This is a genomic window from Leptolyngbya sp. 'hensonii', assembly GCF_001939115.1.
Taxonomy (GTDB): Bacteria; Cyanobacteriota; Cyanobacteriia.
This window is the reverse complement of the sequence record NZ_MQTZ01000052.1, coordinates 1-15,800: the sequence shown is the minus strand read 5'-3', so window position 1 is coordinate 15,800 and position 15,800 is coordinate 1. Positions and strand designations below refer to the sequence as shown.

General features: G+C 51.9%; 15 protein-coding genes and 1 pseudogene. 9 read left to right on the top strand and 7 right to left on the bottom strand.

Features of this window, described 5'->3' with window-relative positions; all coding sequences use genetic code 11:
* Positions 1 to 33: 33 nt before the first annotated feature.
* The 3 genes from BST81_RS22325 (at position 34) to BST81_RS22315 (ending at position 3,776) form a co-directional block, all read left to right on the top strand.
* Positions 34 to 627, top strand: coding sequence for a thioredoxin family protein (locus BST81_RS22325; RefSeq protein ID WP_075600728.1), 594 nt, complete (start codon positions 34 to 36; stop codon positions 625 to 627).
* A gap of 352 nt (positions 628 to 979) precedes the next feature.
* Positions 980 to 1,663: a Crp/Fnr family transcriptional regulator gene (locus BST81_RS22320; protein ID WP_075600727.1), complete on the top strand. Its 684-nt coding sequence runs from the start codon at positions 980 to 982 to the stop codon at positions 1,661 to 1,663.
* Between the two features lie 244 nt (positions 1,664 to 1,907).
* On the top strand, positions 1,908 to 3,776 hold the full coding sequence (locus tag BST81_RS22315; protein WP_253188446.1) for a M61 family metallopeptidase: 1,869 nt from the start codon (positions 1,908 to 1,910) through the stop codon (positions 3,774 to 3,776).
* Positions 3,777 to 4,013: 237 nt separating this feature from the next.
* Here the strand turns inward: BST81_RS22315 and BST81_RS28245 are convergent, their stop codons facing one another.
* On the bottom strand, positions 4,014 to 4,169 hold the full coding sequence (locus tag BST81_RS28245; protein ID WP_171974829.1) for a hypothetical protein: 156 nt from the start codon (positions 4,167 to 4,169) through the stop codon (positions 4,014 to 4,016).
* 282 nt (positions 4,170 to 4,451) lie between these two features.
* Between BST81_RS28245 and BST81_RS22310 the strand changes: the two genes are divergently transcribed.
* From BST81_RS22310 to BST81_RS22295, 4 genes are all read left to right on the top strand, one after another.
* Positions 4,452 to 6,815: a protein phosphatase 2C domain-containing protein gene (locus BST81_RS22310; RefSeq protein WP_075600726.1), complete on the top strand. Its 2,364-nt coding sequence runs from the start codon at positions 4,452 to 4,454 to the stop codon at positions 6,813 to 6,815.
* A 66-nt stretch (positions 6,816 to 6,881) separates the two neighbouring features.
* Positions 6,882 to 7,331, top strand: coding sequence for a DCC1-like thiol-disulfide oxidoreductase family protein (locus BST81_RS22305; protein WP_075600725.1), 450 nt, complete (start codon positions 6,882 to 6,884; stop codon positions 7,329 to 7,331).
* Positions 7,332 to 7,362: 31 nt separating this feature from the next.
* Positions 7,363 to 7,731, top strand: a complete 369-nt coding sequence (locus BST81_RS22300) for a 2Fe-2S iron-sulfur cluster-binding protein (RefSeq protein ID WP_075600794.1) — start codon at positions 7,363 to 7,365, stop codon at positions 7,729 to 7,731.
* On the top strand, positions 7,721 to 8,314 hold the full coding sequence (locus BST81_RS22295) for a thermonuclease family protein (RefSeq protein WP_075600724.1): 594 nt from the start codon (positions 7,721 to 7,723) through the stop codon (positions 8,312 to 8,314). Before BST81_RS22300 ends, BST81_RS22295 begins: the two co-directional genes overlap by 11 nt.
* Here BST81_RS22295 and glgA read toward each other — a convergent pair.
* The 3 genes from glgA to BST81_RS22280 form a co-directional block, all read right to left on the bottom strand.
* The gene (gene glgA, locus BST81_RS22290) at positions 8,311 to 9,729 is read right to left on the bottom strand and encodes a glycogen synthase GlgA (RefSeq protein ID WP_075600723.1); all 1,419 of its coding nucleotides are present in this window, start codon (positions 9,727 to 9,729) and stop codon (positions 8,311 to 8,313) included. The two genes, BST81_RS22295 and glgA, sit on opposite strands and share 4 nt — an antisense overlap.
* 136 nt (positions 9,730 to 9,865) lie before the next feature.
* Positions 9,866 to 10,849, bottom strand: a complete 984-nt coding sequence (hemC, locus tag BST81_RS22285) for a hydroxymethylbilane synthase (protein ID WP_075600722.1) — start codon at positions 10,847 to 10,849, stop codon at positions 9,866 to 9,868.
* 167 nt (positions 10,850 to 11,016) lie between these two features.
* Positions 11,017 to 11,832 (bottom strand): mechanosensitive ion channel family protein, encoded by an 816-nt coding sequence (locus tag BST81_RS22280; protein ID WP_075600721.1) that lies wholly within the window; start codon positions 11,830 to 11,832, stop codon positions 11,017 to 11,019.
* A 228-nt stretch (positions 11,833 to 12,060) separates the two neighbouring features.
* Between BST81_RS22280 and BST81_RS22275 the strand changes: the two genes are divergently transcribed.
* Positions 12,061 to 12,570, top strand: coding sequence for a type IV pilin-like G/H family protein (locus tag BST81_RS22275; RefSeq protein WP_083637017.1), 510 nt, complete (start codon positions 12,061 to 12,063; stop codon positions 12,568 to 12,570).
* Between the two features lie 102 nt (positions 12,571 to 12,672).
* Here BST81_RS22275 and BST81_RS22270 read toward each other — a convergent pair whose 3' ends face one another.
* The 3 genes from BST81_RS22270 to BST81_RS22260 form a co-directional block, all read right to left on the bottom strand.
* Positions 12,673 to 13,836, bottom strand: coding sequence for a beta-ketoacyl-ACP synthase (locus BST81_RS22270; protein ID WP_253188445.1), 1,164 nt, complete (start codon positions 13,834 to 13,836; stop codon positions 12,673 to 12,675).
* A 71-nt stretch (positions 13,837 to 13,907) separates the two neighbouring features.
* The gene (locus BST81_RS22265) at positions 13,908 to 14,723 is read right to left on the bottom strand and encodes a peptidylprolyl isomerase (RefSeq protein ID WP_075600719.1); all 816 of its coding nucleotides are present in this window, start codon (positions 14,721 to 14,723) and stop codon (positions 13,908 to 13,910) included.
* Positions 14,720 to 15,277, bottom strand: coding sequence for a photosystem I assembly protein Ycf4 (locus tag BST81_RS22260; protein WP_075600718.1), 558 nt, complete (start codon positions 15,275 to 15,277; stop codon positions 14,720 to 14,722). Before BST81_RS22260 ends, BST81_RS22265 begins: the two co-directional genes overlap by 4 nt.
* Positions 15,278 to 15,559: 282 nt before the next feature.
* Here BST81_RS22260 and BST81_RS22255 point away from each other — a divergent pair.
* Positions 15,560 to 15,800, top strand: a pseudogene (locus tag BST81_RS22255) (photosystem II D2 protein (photosystem q(a) protein)); the annotation flags it as partial.

The window sequence follows — 15,800 nt, the reverse complement described above, 5'->3', positions numbered from 1 at the left end:
TACTAAATTCTGTCCAGTGAGGAGGCTCTGTCTATGGTGCGCACTGCATCCACAATGCTAGACCTGGGGACCCAGGCTCCGGATTTTCAGCTCCCTGATGTTGTTTCTGAGGAAACAATTTCTCTGGCCACTTTCTCTGGCAAGCAAGGGCTCCTGGTGATGTTCATCTGTCGCCACTGCCCCTACGTTAAACATATCCAAACTGAATTGGCGCAGCTTGGTCAAGACTACAGCAACCAGGACCTTGGCATTGTCGCCATCAGTGCTAACAATGCTGAAAAATATCCCGATGATGCCCCCGGCAGCCTGAAAGCCATGGCCATCGAGCTAGGTTTCAACTTTCCCTTTTGCTACGATCAAAGCCAGGAAACCGCCAAAGCCTACAGTGCAGCCTGCACTCCTGATTTCTTCCTTTTCGATCGCGCCTTCAAGCTGGCTTATCGGGGACAACTGGATGACAGCCGTCCCAGCAATGAAATTCCTGTCACCGGGAAAGACCTGAGGGCGGCGATCGGGGCTGTTTTGGCCGATCAACCCCTTGCTTCCGAACAAAAACCTAGTATTGGCTGCAACATTAAGTGGAAACCGGGTAATGAACCCATCTATTTCGGGTCACCCAGTTCGTAACGTTCTCAGGGGCGTTGCATACAGTACTTCCACGGGCATGCAACGCCTCAACCGACAAGCTACATCTCAAATTAGGGTCAACTGCTTAAGATTCAGGAATAAACCACGAATAGATGGAATCTAACCGCTAATTTATGGGCTTGGCATTGCTAAAGTTAATGTAGTGGAGTCTATTTTCACGTCCATTACTTGAGAAATTAAGTAGTTTTGGTAAAGTTTAGTTTTTTGAAAAAGTCTTTAATAAACTTAAAGTTACGACTCTACATTTGAACTCAGTCAGGTAATGCCATCAATTTTTGGGTGCTTTTTGATTTCCTGGAAATTTGTCTACCTACTATTCTGATGCGCCTCCATGCAGACTGCCGTTTTTAGTGAGATTTTTCCCCTTTTCAATTCTGTCACCCCGGAGACAGTTGATCAGTTGCTGTCCATGGCTACGGAACATGAATACCCCGCTGGAAGAGCCGTCCTGATGGAGGATTCCTGGGGAAACGCTATTTACTTTATCGTGGCCGGTTGGGTCAAAGTCCGACGGCATTCCGGAGATGATGTCGCAACGCTTGCAATCTTGGGCCGGGGGGACTTTTTCGGTGAAATGGCCATTCTCGACGAGTCTCCTCGCTCAACTGATGTGCTCGCCCTGTCTCCCGTCAAATTGATGAGCGTCCCAGCTCAAAGATTCGTCCAAACCCTCTTTAAAGACTCTCAATTGCATCACCGCATGCTGCAGTTGATGGTGCGTCGCTTGCGGCAAACCAACTTCCGATTTCAACTGGTAAAACTGCCTTCTGCGATTAAGCTAGCCAACACTCTAGTTGCCCTGGGTGAAAACTATGGGCAGAAAACGGCAAATGGCGTGGACATCTACAATATCCCTTTCCAGGATCTGGCAAACGTCGCAGATGTCGGGATAGAAGAAACCACCAAAATCATGGAGAAGCTTGAGAGCAAAGGCATTATCAAAATCAATTCAGTCAAACAAATTCTTCATCTGGTCCACTTTAATCAACTTGTGCAACTTGCAAATAAGCGTTAAGTAGGTAGACCCCATTCTTTGTAGGATGGGTAGAGCGAACCGAAACCCATACGAGTATTGGGTTTCATACGCCATCTGTAATTGAATTGCGCCCACCTCCTTAAAACTCTGGCAGCAGACTCGTTTCTCTCAGCTTCGACTGCCAGCCTCGACTGGACAGAAGCGATCGAAACCGGGAGTTTTACATCCCCTGTAGTCCCTTCCAGGGAATGGCCATCAGCAATCCACGCAAGGATGAAGACCCATGATGAAAGATGAACAATCTGCTGGAAGCACCTTTTCAGAATTCTTAGTGACCGAGGAAACCTCCCAAAATCCTGTGGTCAAAGCCGGGAGTTGTGCTCGATCTCAGCCTGGGGAGGTCTGCTTGCATTACCAAGTCGCCATGCCCCAACCAGCATCCCACCTGTTTGAAGTGACCCTGGCCGTGACGGGAATCCAGCCAGGGACCAGCCTTGATTTGAGGATGCCCGTCTGGACCCCCGGTTCTTACCTGATTCGGGAATATGCTCGTCACGTTCAAGACTTTACAGCCTGGGGGCTGTCCGCTCAGGGAAACGCTGTCCCGCTGTCCTGCCACAAACAGGCTAAAAATCATTGGCAAGTTCAGACCAGGCAATTTGAGCAAATCAGCATCCGATACCGGGTCTATGCTAACGAGCTGTCAGTCCGCACCAACCACCTGGATATCACCCACGGATATTTCAACGGGGCAGCCTTATTCTTTTATGTTCCAGAAAAGCTAGCCCAGCCGATTCTGGTGACGATCGTGCCTCCCCACCCAGATTGGCAAGTCACAACGCCTCTGGAGACTGTCCCTGGCCAACACCCTACCTTTTTGGCCCCTGACTTTGACACGCTGGTAGATAGTCCCTTTGAAATTGGCAATCATCAACTCTATACCTTTGAGGTGTCGGGCAAATCTCATCAACTGGCAATCTGGGGGGAGGGAAATGCTAATGCCGATCGCATCATGCGGGATACTCAGCGGGTGATTGAGATGGAAGCCCGCTTGTTTGGGGGGCTGCCCTACGATCGCTACCTTTTCCTGCTTCATCTCTCTCCCCAGGGTAACGGAGGCTTGGAGCATAAAAACGCCTGCTCCCTGAATTACCCCCGCTTTGGCTTCCAAAATCGGGATAAGTACAATCGCTTCATGCAACTGGTGGCCCACGAGTTTTTTCATCTGTGGAATATCAAGCGCATCCGTCCCTTGGCTCTGGAAAAATTTGACTATGACAGGGAAAACTACACCCCCTCCCTCTGGTTCAGTGAAGGAACAACCAGCTACTATGATTTGCTGATTCCGCTCTGGGCTGGTATTTACGACGCCCAGTTTTTCCTGAATAATTTGGGTAAAGAAATTACCCGTTTTCTCACCACACCCGGTCGCAAGGTGCAGCCTTTGAGTGAATCTAGCTTGGATGCCTGGATCAAGCTCTATCGCCCAGATGCCAATAGCCATAACTCTCAAATGTCTTACTACTTGAAAGGAGAATTGGTTTCTTTGCTCCTGGATCTCCTGATCCGGACCCAACATGGAAATCAACGATCCCTCAATCAGGTTATGGTCCAGATGTGGCAGCAGTTTGGTGTTCCGGAAATTGGCTTTACCGAAGATCAATTGTGGGCGGTGATTGAGTCAGTCGCAGGGTTGGACCTGAGTGACTTCCGCCAGCGCTATCTGCACAGTACGGACGATCTGCCTCTGGCGGACTACCTAGAACCCTTCGGCCTGTCCCTCCAGTCTGATCTAGAGGAGGGTGCAGATCTCCCCCCCTATCTGGGCCTGCTGGTGAAACAAGAGCATGGTCGCGACCTTGTGAAGCAGGTAGAGACCAATTCACCTGCCCAAAACGCAGGCATAGACACCGGAGACGAATTGCTGGCGATCGAGGGACTGCGGGTGACAGCAGAACAGTTAGCCGATCGCTTACGTGATTACCAACCTGGCAGTCAGGTGCAACTCACCCTATTCCATCAAGATGAACTGAAACATTGCCGGGTCATATTGGAAGCTCCCAAGCCAACCCGATATCAGGTTATTCCTGTAGAACAGCCCACCCCCTTGCAAAAACAACAGCTCATGGGCTGGCTGGGCACAATGCCATAGCCCCCAAGGATTACCCTCTGCAACCCTGGCCTCATGGGTGAAGCCAGGGAACTCCCTGGGGCTATTCCTGATCCAGAGGTCTCCTGCCACCCCTGATCAGGGAAGCTGGAGAGCACCTTTAAAAAAATTCTCAGAACTGCGCTCTATTCTTAAGCTTCAGTTCTGAGAGATGTCAGCGGAAGTTTCTGGAAAATTGACTGCTGAGAAAGCAGGTAGGGAAAAATTAACTGGAGTGGATTAACCAATGTAATTGGCTTCTGCTTCTAGGATTCGAACCAGGTTCTCATCACCGTTTGCCCTGGCCACTTCTAAACGATGCTGCAAATTCTTACGCAGCGTTTCACGATGGGCTTCTGTCGCTTTTGTTAAGAGTTGCTGACGATTTTTGTTCATAATGGACATACCGAAAAGCTTGCATGGTGTAAGTCTACTTTTCTAAGCTATCACCAAACTTTTAAACCGTATCTAAAGTTACAAAAAATTATCTTAATGGATAGGCTACATAACCACAAGATCACAGCGAAATTACGGCAATCCCTGTAAATTTTCAGAGCAGCGGGCCAAGATCCAGGCCACATCACCAGGGTTGAAAGCACTCCCAATCTGTGCCCGCCAAGGCTCCTACCGACCAGAAGTAGGCGGCGATACAATAGAACTGGTTTTGTCCTCCCTAGCATGAAAGACCGCACAGCAGCCATTTACTGCCCCAACATCAGTTGTCAAACCCTCAATCCTGAGGACAGCCGTTTTTGTCGGCATTGTCATACTCCCATTCCCGCCCGCTATCTATGGGCAGCCGGACAGGATATTACCCCACAGCAGCCCGGTGAGATGCTCTACGATCGCTACCTGGTGAAAACCTCCCGGATTCTGCTAGATACCCAGCCCGGTCTCCCACCTGAGGCTCCTGCAGAGATCACAGACGAGTTTGAAGTCTACCTTCATCTCTTTCCTTTCCATCTTCATATCCCACAACCCTACGTGGCCCTCCCCGGAGCTAACCCCTCATCGCCCCCCATCCTTTTGCTGGAGCAGGCTCCTATCCAACCCCAGGGGACAGCACTATGGCCCACCCTCGGCCAAAGTTGGGGTCAGGCTACGGCCCTCCGGCAACTGAACTGGCTCTGGCAGATGGCCCAGCTCTGGCACCCCTTGCATCTGGAAGGCGTTGCAGCCACCCTACTAGAGGCTCATCTCATCCGCACGGAGGGCTCCCTCATTCGTCTCCTGGAATTGAGATCGGATGGCCCTCTGGGCATCCAGCCAGCATTGAGCGATCTGGGCCACTGGTGGTCTCAACTCCCACCAGCTCAACCTGAAATCGCTCCCTTTTTTACAGATCTGTGTCTTGCTCTGACTCGCGGGCAAATCACCGCGATCGAGCAGGTCAGTACCCATCTCGACGCAGCCCTCAAAACCTGTGGCCAGGGCCAGGCACGCCAGGTTGAACTGGTTTGCCTATCCGACCAAGGCCCAACCCGACAACGCAATGAAGACGCCTGCTACCCTCCCAGTGGATTTCAGGGCCGGTTTAACCTGCAGGAATCAGTCTCAGAAGCCGATTCGCCTCTGCTGATTGTTTGTGATGGGATTGGGGGGCATGAGGGAGGTAATGTAGCATCTAACCTGGCGATCGAAGCCATTCGTCAGCAGGTTCCGTCCTTTTCTGTACCTGCCAACGAGGCCCAATCAACTGACCGAATTGTTAGATTGGAAGACTCTGTGCGAATTGCCAACGATCAGATTGCCCAACGCAATGACAGCGAAAACCGTCAGGATCGCCAGCGCATGGGAACGACCCTGGTGATGGCTCTGCCCCAGGGCCATGAAATCTATATCACCCACGTGGGGGATAGCCGTGCCTACCGGATTACGCCACAGGGCTGCCATCAGGTCACCCTGGATGATGACTTTGCCGCTCGTGAGGTCAGGCTTGGCTATACCTTCTACCGGGATGCCCTACAAAATCCAGTCGCTGGTTCTTTAATCCAGGCGTTGGGGATGGCCCACTCCAACAACCTCCATCCCACTACACAACGGTTGATTCTGGATGAAGACTGTCTTTTTCTCCTCTGCTCCGATGGTTTAAGTGACTTTGATCGGGTGGAGGCCCTCTGGGAAACAGAGCTGTTGCCCAGCCTGACTGGTCATCTGGACCTGGCTACAGCCGGGAGACACCTGGTGGAGTTGGCCAATAGCTGGAATGGTCACGACAACGTCACCGTTGGCTTACTTTATTGCCAGGTTCAGGAGTTGGGCCTAGCTGCCGAGCCCATCTCCTTTCATCCAGCGATTACTCACCTGGCTCAGCCCTCCCGATCGTCGGTGGGGCATGTTTCAGAATCCTCCCTGCCGTTGCGGCAAGTCCCCCAAGAAGCCACCATCCAGGTAACCCGGGGACACGATCGCCCGATCGTGGCTCCTTTCAGCCTGAGCTGGCCAGTCTTTCTGGGCGGGTTGGCTTTGGTCAGCCTGGGCGGTGTCCTGACTTTCTTGTTCATGGCACAAGATGTCCCTTTATCGCCGATTGCAGAGCCTGTCCCCTCTCTGAAAGCGCCTGCTCCTGAGTCACCCAGCTCAACTGCAACTTCCTCCCCAACTCTACCTGCTCTGACGGCTGGATCTCTGGTTCAAATTAATAGTCCAGCCATTCAGCCCGGTCAAACGGAGAATTTGCCAGAGACCGTAGTCTTGCTGCCTCAACCAGGAATCAGACCCCAGCAAACCCTGCCATCAGCCTCAGGCCCAGATTCTGCCCCCAGGCCATCTCTCCCCCTTCCTGCGGGAACCATTCTACGCATCATCAGCCGTCAGGAAATCACCAGTCGGGAATACTGGTTCAAGCTCGAAGTTTGCTCAATTCCGCCAGCAGGGGTGAACTCGCCTCCAGGGACACTGAGACCTGGGAGGATCGGCTGGATTCAACAGGACGTATTAGTTCGCTATGCAAGTGGTAGTCCTGCTCTGGAAGCTTCTCAAGAAGAGAGATGTGGCTCGGTGCAGCCGCCCGGTAGCCCGCTCCAATCCCCCCTGCCCTGAAATGGGGCTGGAGCGATGTCAGATGCTCTTCTACTATGAGGGAAGACAATAGCGCCACAACAGCCCATGACCTATCTCGTGATTTACGACGGTAACTGTAATCTCTGTACAACCCTGGTGCAGTTGCTGCAAGCTCTGGATCGGGGACAGCAATTTCAGTATCTGCCCATGCAAAATCCGCAGGATCTGGCAGCCTGGAACGTCACGCCAGCAGACTGTGAACTGGGAATGATTTTGATTAATGTGGCGTCTCCCGATCGCCGATGGCAGGGAAGTGCAGCAGCAGAGGAGATCGGGCGGTTGCTGCCCCTGGGAGAGGTGTTTATCCCTGCGTATCGATCGTTACCAGGGCTCAAAGAGACGGTCGATCGACTGTACGAGTACGTTCGAGATCACCGCTATACCCTGTTCGGTAAGCGTCCCACAACTTACCAGTCCTCTTACCCAGCCTGTGGTTGCGATCTCGACTCCATTTCAGCAGAAAGTCGCAGTGCCGATGGACCAGCCCCGCAGTAGCATGGAATCTGTACGCTTCTTAAGTCTTTTCATGACTCGTTCCCACCAGGTTCGGATTCACTATCGTCAAACCAATACAGATTATGTCGTGCAGGTTCCAGAGGATCGGTATATTCTGCACAGTGCTGAAAATCAGGGTGTTGAACTTCCTTTCTCCTGCCGCAACGGAGCCTGTACGACTTGCGCTGTGCGAGTTCTATCCGGCGAGTTGTATCAACCAGAAGCCGTTGGCCTCTCCCCAGAATTAAGAGAGCAGGGTTACGCCCTACTCTGCGTCAGCTATCCTCGCTCTGACCTGGAAGTTGAGACTCAGAATGAAGATGAAGTCTATGAGCTACAGTTCGGGCGCTATTTTGCCAAAGGTAAAGTTCGCTTTGGGTTGCCTCTGGATGAAGATTGATCCCTATCAGTTACCGGGCCAGGCGCTTCTGCGCTGGTGGATTCCTGCTATCCTACTCAGCCTCATCGCCCTGTTTCTTGTCGCCTGCCAGCCAGTTTCTCTACCCAAAGGCAATCTGGTCAAGGTTGACCAGGTCATCAGTGGTCAGGCTCTGGAAATTGTGGGGGGCAACGTAGACATGCCCTTACAACGGGTGCTGCTCCTGGGAATTGAGGCTCCGGATCTGGAGCAAGAACCCTGGGGGCAGCAGTCCAGGGACTACTTGGCGCAGTTCCTCTCCAGCCCATCCCATGGCTCCAGGCAAGCCCCCTCACCATGGCTCCGGATGGAAACCGATGTCCAGGAACGGGATAGCCAGAATCGCCCCTTGATTTACCTGTGGAAAGATGGGATTTTAGTGAATGAGCGATTGGTGGAAGCAGGGCTGGCCCTGGCTGCTGGACGATCGCCCAACCTGAAGTATGACATTCGACTGAGTCGCGCTCAGGAGAAGGCTCGCCTCCTGGGTGTGGGGCTGTGGCATCCAGACCATCCCATGCGCCAGACCCCAAGCGAGTTCCGATTGCATGGGCTGCAGAACTAACCCACAACTTCTGCCTGCTTTTCTAACTCCGGCGTCTCATTAGGAATACCCAGAATATCGCTATAAACCTGAACATACTGCTTGGCCGATTTATCCCAGCTGAAATCCATTTGCATAGCTCGCTGCTGGAGTTCCTGCCATCTGTCCCGATAGTGATAGCCTTCCCAGGCCCGAATCATACAGGTGAATAAATCGAGGGGCTCGTAGCGATCGAAGCAATATCCTGTTCCAGCCTGGTTCATGGGGTCATGGTGTAAGACAGTATCCACCAAACCTCCAGTCCGACGTACGATCGGGATACAGCCGTAGCGCATCGCCATCAACTGACTAATCCCGCAAGGCTCAAACCGACTGGGCATCAAGAAAGCATCACAGCCCGCATAAATTCGCCGGGACAGGGCATCGTTGTAAAGCAAATAAACCGACATGCGCCCAGGATGACGGGAGGCAATTTGCCACATGGCAGTCTCGTAGTAGCGATCGCCCGTTCCTAAAAGGATAAATTGGGCATCCGTGTAGGCCATGAAGCGTTCCAGAATCTGAATCACCAGATCCAACCCTTTTTGCTCCACCAGTCGCGTCACCATACCGACCAGAAATGTTTTAGAGTTGACTTCCAGGCCGATCTCTTCCTGCAGCGCCACCTTATTCGCAACTCGTCGATCGATCGTATCTGCGGTAAAGGTTTGAGCCAGGTACTTGTCATCCGCTGGATTATAAAGCTGGGTGTCAATACCATTGAGAATACCGCTCAGTTTGCCGCTGATAAACGACATTAACCCTTCCAGGGTTTCTCCGTAAGTGGCTGTCTGGATCTGTTGGGCATAAGTAGGGGAAACAGTAGTCACCCGATCGGCATACTGCACCGCCGCCGCCATCGTGTTATGCCCCTGCATATACCAGGGACACCAGGTCATTTGCTCCAAGCGCCATCGCCAGGGCCCCTGGTAAGCCAGATTATGAATCGTAAACACAGTGCTGATATCAGGAGACTGGTGCATCCACACCGGGATCATTCCAGCATGCCAGTCATGACAGTGAATAATTTCTGGCTTCCAGTAATTCCAGCAAAACTCCGCCGCACCATTAGCGAACAGGGTAAATCGCCAATCCTCCCCTTCTCCGCCATAAATCCGTCGAGGTAAAAAAGATGGATGCGCAAACAGATAGACCGGAACTTCTGTCCCCGTTAATACGGTTTCGTAAATCTGGAAGGTCTGAAACATGGCAGAGCCTTCCCAAACCGGCTCCTTAGAAACCGCTGCTTTGTCTGACAGAAAACCATAAAAAGGCATGAAAATTCGGACATCATGACCCATGGCTCGCAGCACCTGGGGAAGGGCTCCAACCACATCCCCCATACCGCCAACCTTGGCAAGTGGAGCTGCTTCTGCCGAGACAAATAAAATTCGCATGTTGAACTTTTCCCTGAATGTCCACCTGAGCTGACATCAGCCAGACTCATCAGCAAAAATAGTCAGAACCATCCCCATGAACGATCCCACCTGGCATAGTGATCATACCGGGTAAGTTGACACAGGTGATCAGTCCTCAAGGCTGTTCCCGCATTTGACTGATAATCTCATCCAAAATCTCCTGGGCTCCCTGTTCCCGCAGTCGGTGAGCCAGAGCAATCCCCAATTGATCGGCGTCGGCTGCAGCCCCAGTTATACTGTCTTTCACCAATCTTTGACCATCCAGACTGGCAACCAGGCCAATCAATGTCAAAGAATCCCCATCCAGGACCGTATTAACCCCGATCGGAACCTGGCAGCCTCCCTCCAACTCTCGCAGAAAGGCCCGCTCAGCATAGCACCGTTGCGTAGTTGGAAAATGCTCCAGCGCCTTCAGCAAGGTCAGGACCTCGGCATCCTCTGCCCGACACTCAATCCCTAGGGCTCCCTGCCCCACCGCATGCAGAGACACCTCAGAGGGTAAAGTTTGGTGAATGCGATCGGCCATCCCTAATCGCTGCAACCCGGCTACCGCCAGGATAATGGCATCATATTCCCCAGCATCCAACTTCTGGAGCCGGGTATTCAAATTGCCACGAATGTCTTTAAACGCGAGATGGGGATAGTGGTGCCGCAATTGGGCCAGGCGACGTAAGGAAGACGTACCAATGACCGCCCCTTCTGGCAGGGTGTCAATTTGCTTATCTTGGTGCTGGGCATGAACCACCAGAGCATCCGCCGGATCAACCCGCTCCGTTACTGCCCCTAAGATCAACCCTTCAGGCAAACGGGTCGGCAAATCTTTCAAAGAATGGACGGCAAAATCAATCTCCTGATTCAGCATGCCCACTTCCAATTCCTTGGTAAATAGCCCCTTATCTCCAATCTTAGCCAGGGCAACATCCAGAATTTTGTCCCCCTGAGTGCTCATCGTATGAACTTCAAAAGTTCGATTCGGAAAATGGCTCTGCAACTGTTCCTGCACCCAATGGGTCTGCACCAAAGCAAGCTGACTCTTCCGAGAGCCAATCCGAATTGGGCGGGGAGGACTGGAGATAGGAGATGTTACGGCAGCGGACATAGGTCAAAAAGCTGGCTAAAGACACTCTTACTAGAGTACCGCAAGGGGGTCCCCCCTCAGCGGTCAAAATAAACCGAGAAGGCGCAGAATTCGCCGAGAATACCCTCTGCGTCTTCCGCACCTCTGCAGTAAACAACGGTCGCAGCTTCAACTGAAGGGGTCATGCTTCAGGACTGTCGAATTGCATAGTGCTGCTCTGGAACTGGATACCCAGCATCGCCAAAGGTTTCCCGAATCATTTTGTTCGTATCAAAGTAAACTTGCCAGTAATGGGTATTGTTACAGTAAGGTCGGACGGCCAGTACTGGACCGGCCAGATTAAACTCCAAAATTTCCACATCTGGAGCTGGTTCCACCAGGACGTTGGGAATCTGGCTCAGCTTCTCTTTCAACAGGGCGATCGCTGTCTGATGGCTGACCCCATGATTCAACTGAGCCACCAGATCCACCCGGCGGTAGGGATTGGAGGAAAAGTTTTGAATATTATCCGAAAAAATTTTGTTGTTCCCGATAATCGTTTGTACATTATCCAGGGTGTCGATCGTCGTTACAAATAACCCCATCTCCTTCACCGTACCAGTCACCCCCCCGGCTGAGACAAAGTCACCGACTCGAAAGGGGTGGAAAATAATTAAAAACGCACCAGCAGCAAAGTTAGCCAACAATCCAGACCAGGCTGCACCAACGGCAATTCCGGCTGCAGCCAGAAGAGCAGCGAAGGAAGTGGTCTCAATGCCAAAGAAGCCCAGGATAGCAACAACCAGGACAATCTGGAGGGTAACCCCCAGAATGTTAATCAGGTAGTTAACCAGGGTAGCCTCAATGGGCCGACCTTTTAACCCTCGTCTGATCAACCCTAAGCTCAAATTAATCAGCCAGCGACCAAAGATCCAGAGGGCGATCGCCCCCAACAATTTGAGAGCAAATGAGGTGACTACAGAACTGGCTGTAGTCAAAATTCCATTAATAGCTTCTGGATTCATGGATCTTTTCCAATTCGTCGTAGATAGAATACCGTGCTTCTCAGCACTTTGGAGGTTGCTTCACGCTTTTTTCCATTACTGCAGGATAAGTAATTTGCATACCTATGATGCAAAACTCGCATGAAAAGACTTGTAGCGACTCCCATCCGATAGGTGTCAACGGAACTTGAGGGTTACAGGCTGTATTCAGATAAACATCCATCTCCACCCAATCAGGAAGAGAGAACTATGTCGCGCCGGTCAATCCAAAAGCCAAAGCTCTTAAGTTCAGCCTCAACTCAGGCCACGATCGCCCTTTGTATGGTCAGTGCATTATCTGCCTTCACGCCCATTGCCTTCGCCTGCATGCCTCCCATGCCCCAGGGCCAAAGCGTTGTCGGTGCCATGAACCGGGCGCAGCAGGCTTTCTATCTGGAAAAGAATACTTTTGCCAGTTCCATCAATGAATTGGGAATGAGACCCTCCGGGGACAGCGCTTTCACCTATTCCATTCAAAAAGCGAATAAAGTCGTCTACAACGTTGGCACGGCCCGCAATCCCAATCAGGTGAGTTACATCGGTGCCGTCTTTGAAGTAGCAGCGACGGATCTCGATAAAAAGGCAGTGAAAGGCGAAACTAAGACCCTGGCGATCCTTTGTCGAGGGAACAGTCCTGGAGCAATTCGTTCCCTCCCGTCTTACAAGGATGGCTCAGCGGTTTGTGGGGTTGGAACACAACAGGTCTACCGTAATCGGTAAACCCCTGAACAGAGACTAATGCCTGCATCAGGAGATTATAGACATCGGGAGTTAGAAATCAGGAGACCTGAATTATCCTGGCTTCTGGCTCCTGATTTCTCTTTAGCGGCCCAAAGCAACCACCACATTTTGACCGCCAAATCCAAAGCTAAAACATAACACCTGGTTCACCAGGGCTGATCGAGCCGCAGTTAGCAGATTTAAATCAAAAGCAGCCTTATTCAAACCCACACAGGGAGGCAAGTGCTGTTCCTTCAGAGCCAGCAAGCAGAAAGCAGCCCCCATTGCCCCCGATGCCCCCAGAGTATGGCCCGTAGCTCCTTTCGTGGAACTCACCAGAACATCCGCTGGAAACAGATGTTGAATTAATCGAGCTTCCTGGCGATCGTTGAACTCCGTCGCGGTGCCATGGGCATGGATGTACTGCACCTGGTTCGGCGCTAACTGACTGCGCTGGAGGCACTGCTGAACCGCCACGATCGCCCCCCGGCCATTGGGCTCAGGCGTACTGATGTGATAAGCATCTGCGGTCATCCCAAATCCCAGAACCCGCCCGTAGATAGAAGCCTGACGTGTGGCTGCCGATTCAGCGGTTTCCAGCAGCAGCACGGCCCCCCCTTCCCCCAGCACCAAACCCTCGCGGGCCACATCAAAGGGATAGGACCCCGTGCTGGCCATCGCCCCCATCTGTCGGAAGCCCGTCAGGGTGAGGGGGGTAATGGGAGCTTCCACTGCCCCAACCAGAACTTGCTGGCACTGTCCGGTTTGCAACAGCTCAAATCCCTGAGCGATCGCCACCAGACCTGTGGCACAGGCAGCCATTGGAGCCAGCACTGGTCCTGTTGCTCCCACATCATGGGCGGCTACGATCGCAACCCGATGGGGCAGGGTATCCAGCCAATTCACTAAAGATAGCTGTGACGGGACTGGAGGATTAACCCCGTGATCAACAGCGTGCCATTGTTCTTGTATCAACCCCTCCCAAACCGATTGCTGACTGCGGCTAGAACCAATGACAATCCCACAGTCTGGTAGAGGAGGATGTATAGCAGCATCTTTCAAGGCAGCCCTGATGACCATCTGAACTAAAGGAATCAGGGCAAGGGGGGCAGCCTCTATCAGTCCTAAGGGCAAAGGGGGCAGTTCTGAAAACGGACGGGAAACGGCAATACCTGTTTTACCCAGAGATAAGTTATGCCAGGTTTCCTGCAACGAACCCAGGGCCGAAATCAAGCCAATTCCGGTTACAACAACTTCAATAGGCACAGTTAAAACAGGGTGTAGCAGAAGACTAAGATCATCAGCTACACCATATTCCACTTTCAACCGGTCTATCCCTAGGATTTACCCCTAACCTTCAGATTTTCCAAACCCTGCGTTACCGTGGCTGACTGGATCCGATCGCCCTGCTGAATTTTATCGACAACCTCCATTCCCTGGGTGACATAGCCAAAAACAGCATAGTTACCATCCAGAAAGTCGAGGTCAGCGAGGGTGATATAAAACTGGGAGGACGCCGAATCTGGCAGTTGAGACCGGGCCATCGCCACCGCCCCCCGCGTATGTTTCAGAGCAGGAGGCTTAGTCACGCTGGCAGTTTCAAAAGTCTGACTATACAGGGGAACTTTAGCCCCCACTGGCTTAATCTCAAGAGGGATATACCGGGGTTGACCCGTTGCCGGATCTACAAAACCCCCGGTTCCTAAAAGTTGGGCTGGTGTGTCTGGATTCTTGCTTTGGGGATCTCCACCCTGGACGACAAAGGGTTGGGGCTCCCGAACCACACGATGGAAAACAAGCCCGTTGTAGACACCCCGTTGCACCAGATCCACAAAATTACCAGCCGTTAGAGGGGCGTTGGTTCCATCCACCACGATCGTGACTGGAGCATCCTTAATCGTCAGTTGAACGGTTGCCTTACCCACCAATCGTGGCATGTCAGCAAAGCGTGGGTCATTGATTTCGGCAGTAGATTCAGGCGAGGGCGTGCTACTGGGAGAAGCTGAAGCAGCCGTTTCAGGACTCTCTACTCTGGGAGTACTCGTTGTTGTTGAGGACGATTCACTCACTGCCTTATCCGAAACACAGGCAGGCAGGAACAAAACACTGACCAGGAAAACCACAACAAACCAGCGTCGAAAATTAAATCTCATGACAGCCCCTCCAATGGAACGCCCAGAAAGCGAGCCAGCGTGGCACCCTGACTCTCTAATTCAGACAAGGGAAGAGGCTGACCCACCCGCGTCAGAGGAATATCTCTTCTCCCTTTGACCCGCAAGTAAAGCACCCGCTTAGGATTCAACCCCTCTCTAACATCAACTTTCACTGCCTGCACATCCTGCAAGTCGCAGTTGATTTCAATCTTGCGATTTTTACCAGGGAAACCCCACCGAAAGATACGTGCCTTCCCATCTTTGCGATCGAACTCATTGTAGCCACTCCCCACATCCCATAGAATCATTAGCCAGAGATAACTACTCAGCAGCAACCCTGCTACACCGTAAAACCCCATGGCCAGTCCCTGGGGGATGAAGATCAAATCTGTTGAACTAGCAAAGGGAATAAGCTCAGTCTGGAGATAGCTGGAAAGACCAGCCAGCAAAAAGCCTGTCGCCCCAACAGTAGTCACAGTGGCCCACCAGTAATTACTGGCTCGACGGGAACCAAGAATCTGTTGACGAAGCTGTTGAACATCTGGAGAAGTCATGTTTGCCGTCGTGAATGAAATATTGTTATGCAGTTTACGTATCAGATTGTAAATATTCTAATATTTACTATCATAAGAATCGTTAACTCCCAGTTTGCGACGTCTGTTGTAAAGCCTACCCAAACCGGTTTCTCGATAGGTACATAAACCTAACCTGTGGTTTAGTGTACCTCCTCCAGGGGCCGGGTTAGATGTGATATTCCTACATAAAGTTTTTTTTACTTGTGTAAGGTCATGTCACGGTAATGAGAGAATTTCCTGCAATAGATAAGAGGATTAGAAATGACCATAGCAATGGGACGCGCACAGGCAGAGCGGGGATGGTTCGACGTCCTCGACGACTGGCTGAAGCGTGATCGATTTGTGTTCATCGGCTGGTCTGGGTTGCTGCTGTTTCCCTGTGCCTACATGGCATTGGGGGGATGGCTGACCGGGACTACCTTCGTGACATCGTGGTACACCCACGGGTTGGCCTCGTCTTACCTGGAAGGCTGTAACTTTCTGACCGCTGCGGTTTCGACTC

Excerpts from the sequence above, each read along its gene's own strand:
- hemC (WP_075600722.1), bottom strand. The coding sequence starts at position 10,849 with ATGTCCGCTGCCGTAACATCTCCTATCTCCAGTCCTCCCCGCCCAATT.
- BST81_RS22280 (WP_075600721.1), bottom strand. The coding sequence starts at position 11,832 with ATGAATCCAGAAGCTATTAATGGAATTTTGACTACAGCCAGTTCTGTA.
- BST81_RS22260 (WP_075600718.1), bottom strand. The coding sequence starts at position 15,277 with ATGACTTCTCCAGATGTTCAACAGCTTCGTCAACAGATTCTTGGTTCC.
- BST81_RS22325 (WP_075600728.1), top strand. The coding sequence starts at position 34 with ATGGTGCGCACTGCATCCACAATGCTAGACCTGGGGACCCAGGCTCCG.
- BST81_RS28245 (WP_171974829.1), bottom strand. The coding sequence starts at position 4,169 with ATGAACAAAAATCGTCAGCAACTCTTAACAAAAGCGACAGAAGCCCAT.
- BST81_RS22295 (WP_075600724.1), top strand. The coding sequence starts at position 7,721 with ATGAAGATTGATCCCTATCAGTTACCGGGCCAGGCGCTTCTGCGCTGG.
- BST81_RS22310 (WP_075600726.1), top strand. The coding sequence starts at position 4,452 with ATGAAAGACCGCACAGCAGCCATTTACTGCCCCAACATCAGTTGTCAA.
- glgA (WP_075600723.1), bottom strand. The coding sequence starts at position 9,729 with ATGCGAATTTTATTTGTCTCGGCAGAAGCAGCTCCACTTGCCAAGGTT.
- BST81_RS22305 (WP_075600725.1), top strand. The coding sequence starts at position 6,882 with ATGACCTATCTCGTGATTTACGACGGTAACTGTAATCTCTGTACAACC.
- BST81_RS22275 (WP_083637017.1), top strand. The coding sequence starts at position 12,061 with ATGTCGCGCCGGTCAATCCAAAAGCCAAAGCTCTTAAGTTCAGCCTCA.
- BST81_RS22300 (WP_075600794.1), top strand. The coding sequence starts at position 7,363 with ATGACTCGTTCCCACCAGGTTCGGATTCACTATCGTCAAACCAATACA.
- BST81_RS22315 (WP_253188446.1), top strand. The coding sequence starts at position 1,908 with ATGATGAAAGATGAACAATCTGCTGGAAGCACCTTTTCAGAATTCTTA.
- BST81_RS22265 (WP_075600719.1), bottom strand. The coding sequence starts at position 14,723 with ATGAGATTTAATTTTCGACGCTGGTTTGTTGTGGTTTTCCTGGTCAGT.
- BST81_RS22320 (WP_075600727.1), top strand. The coding sequence starts at position 980 with ATGCAGACTGCCGTTTTTAGTGAGATTTTTCCCCTTTTCAATTCTGTC.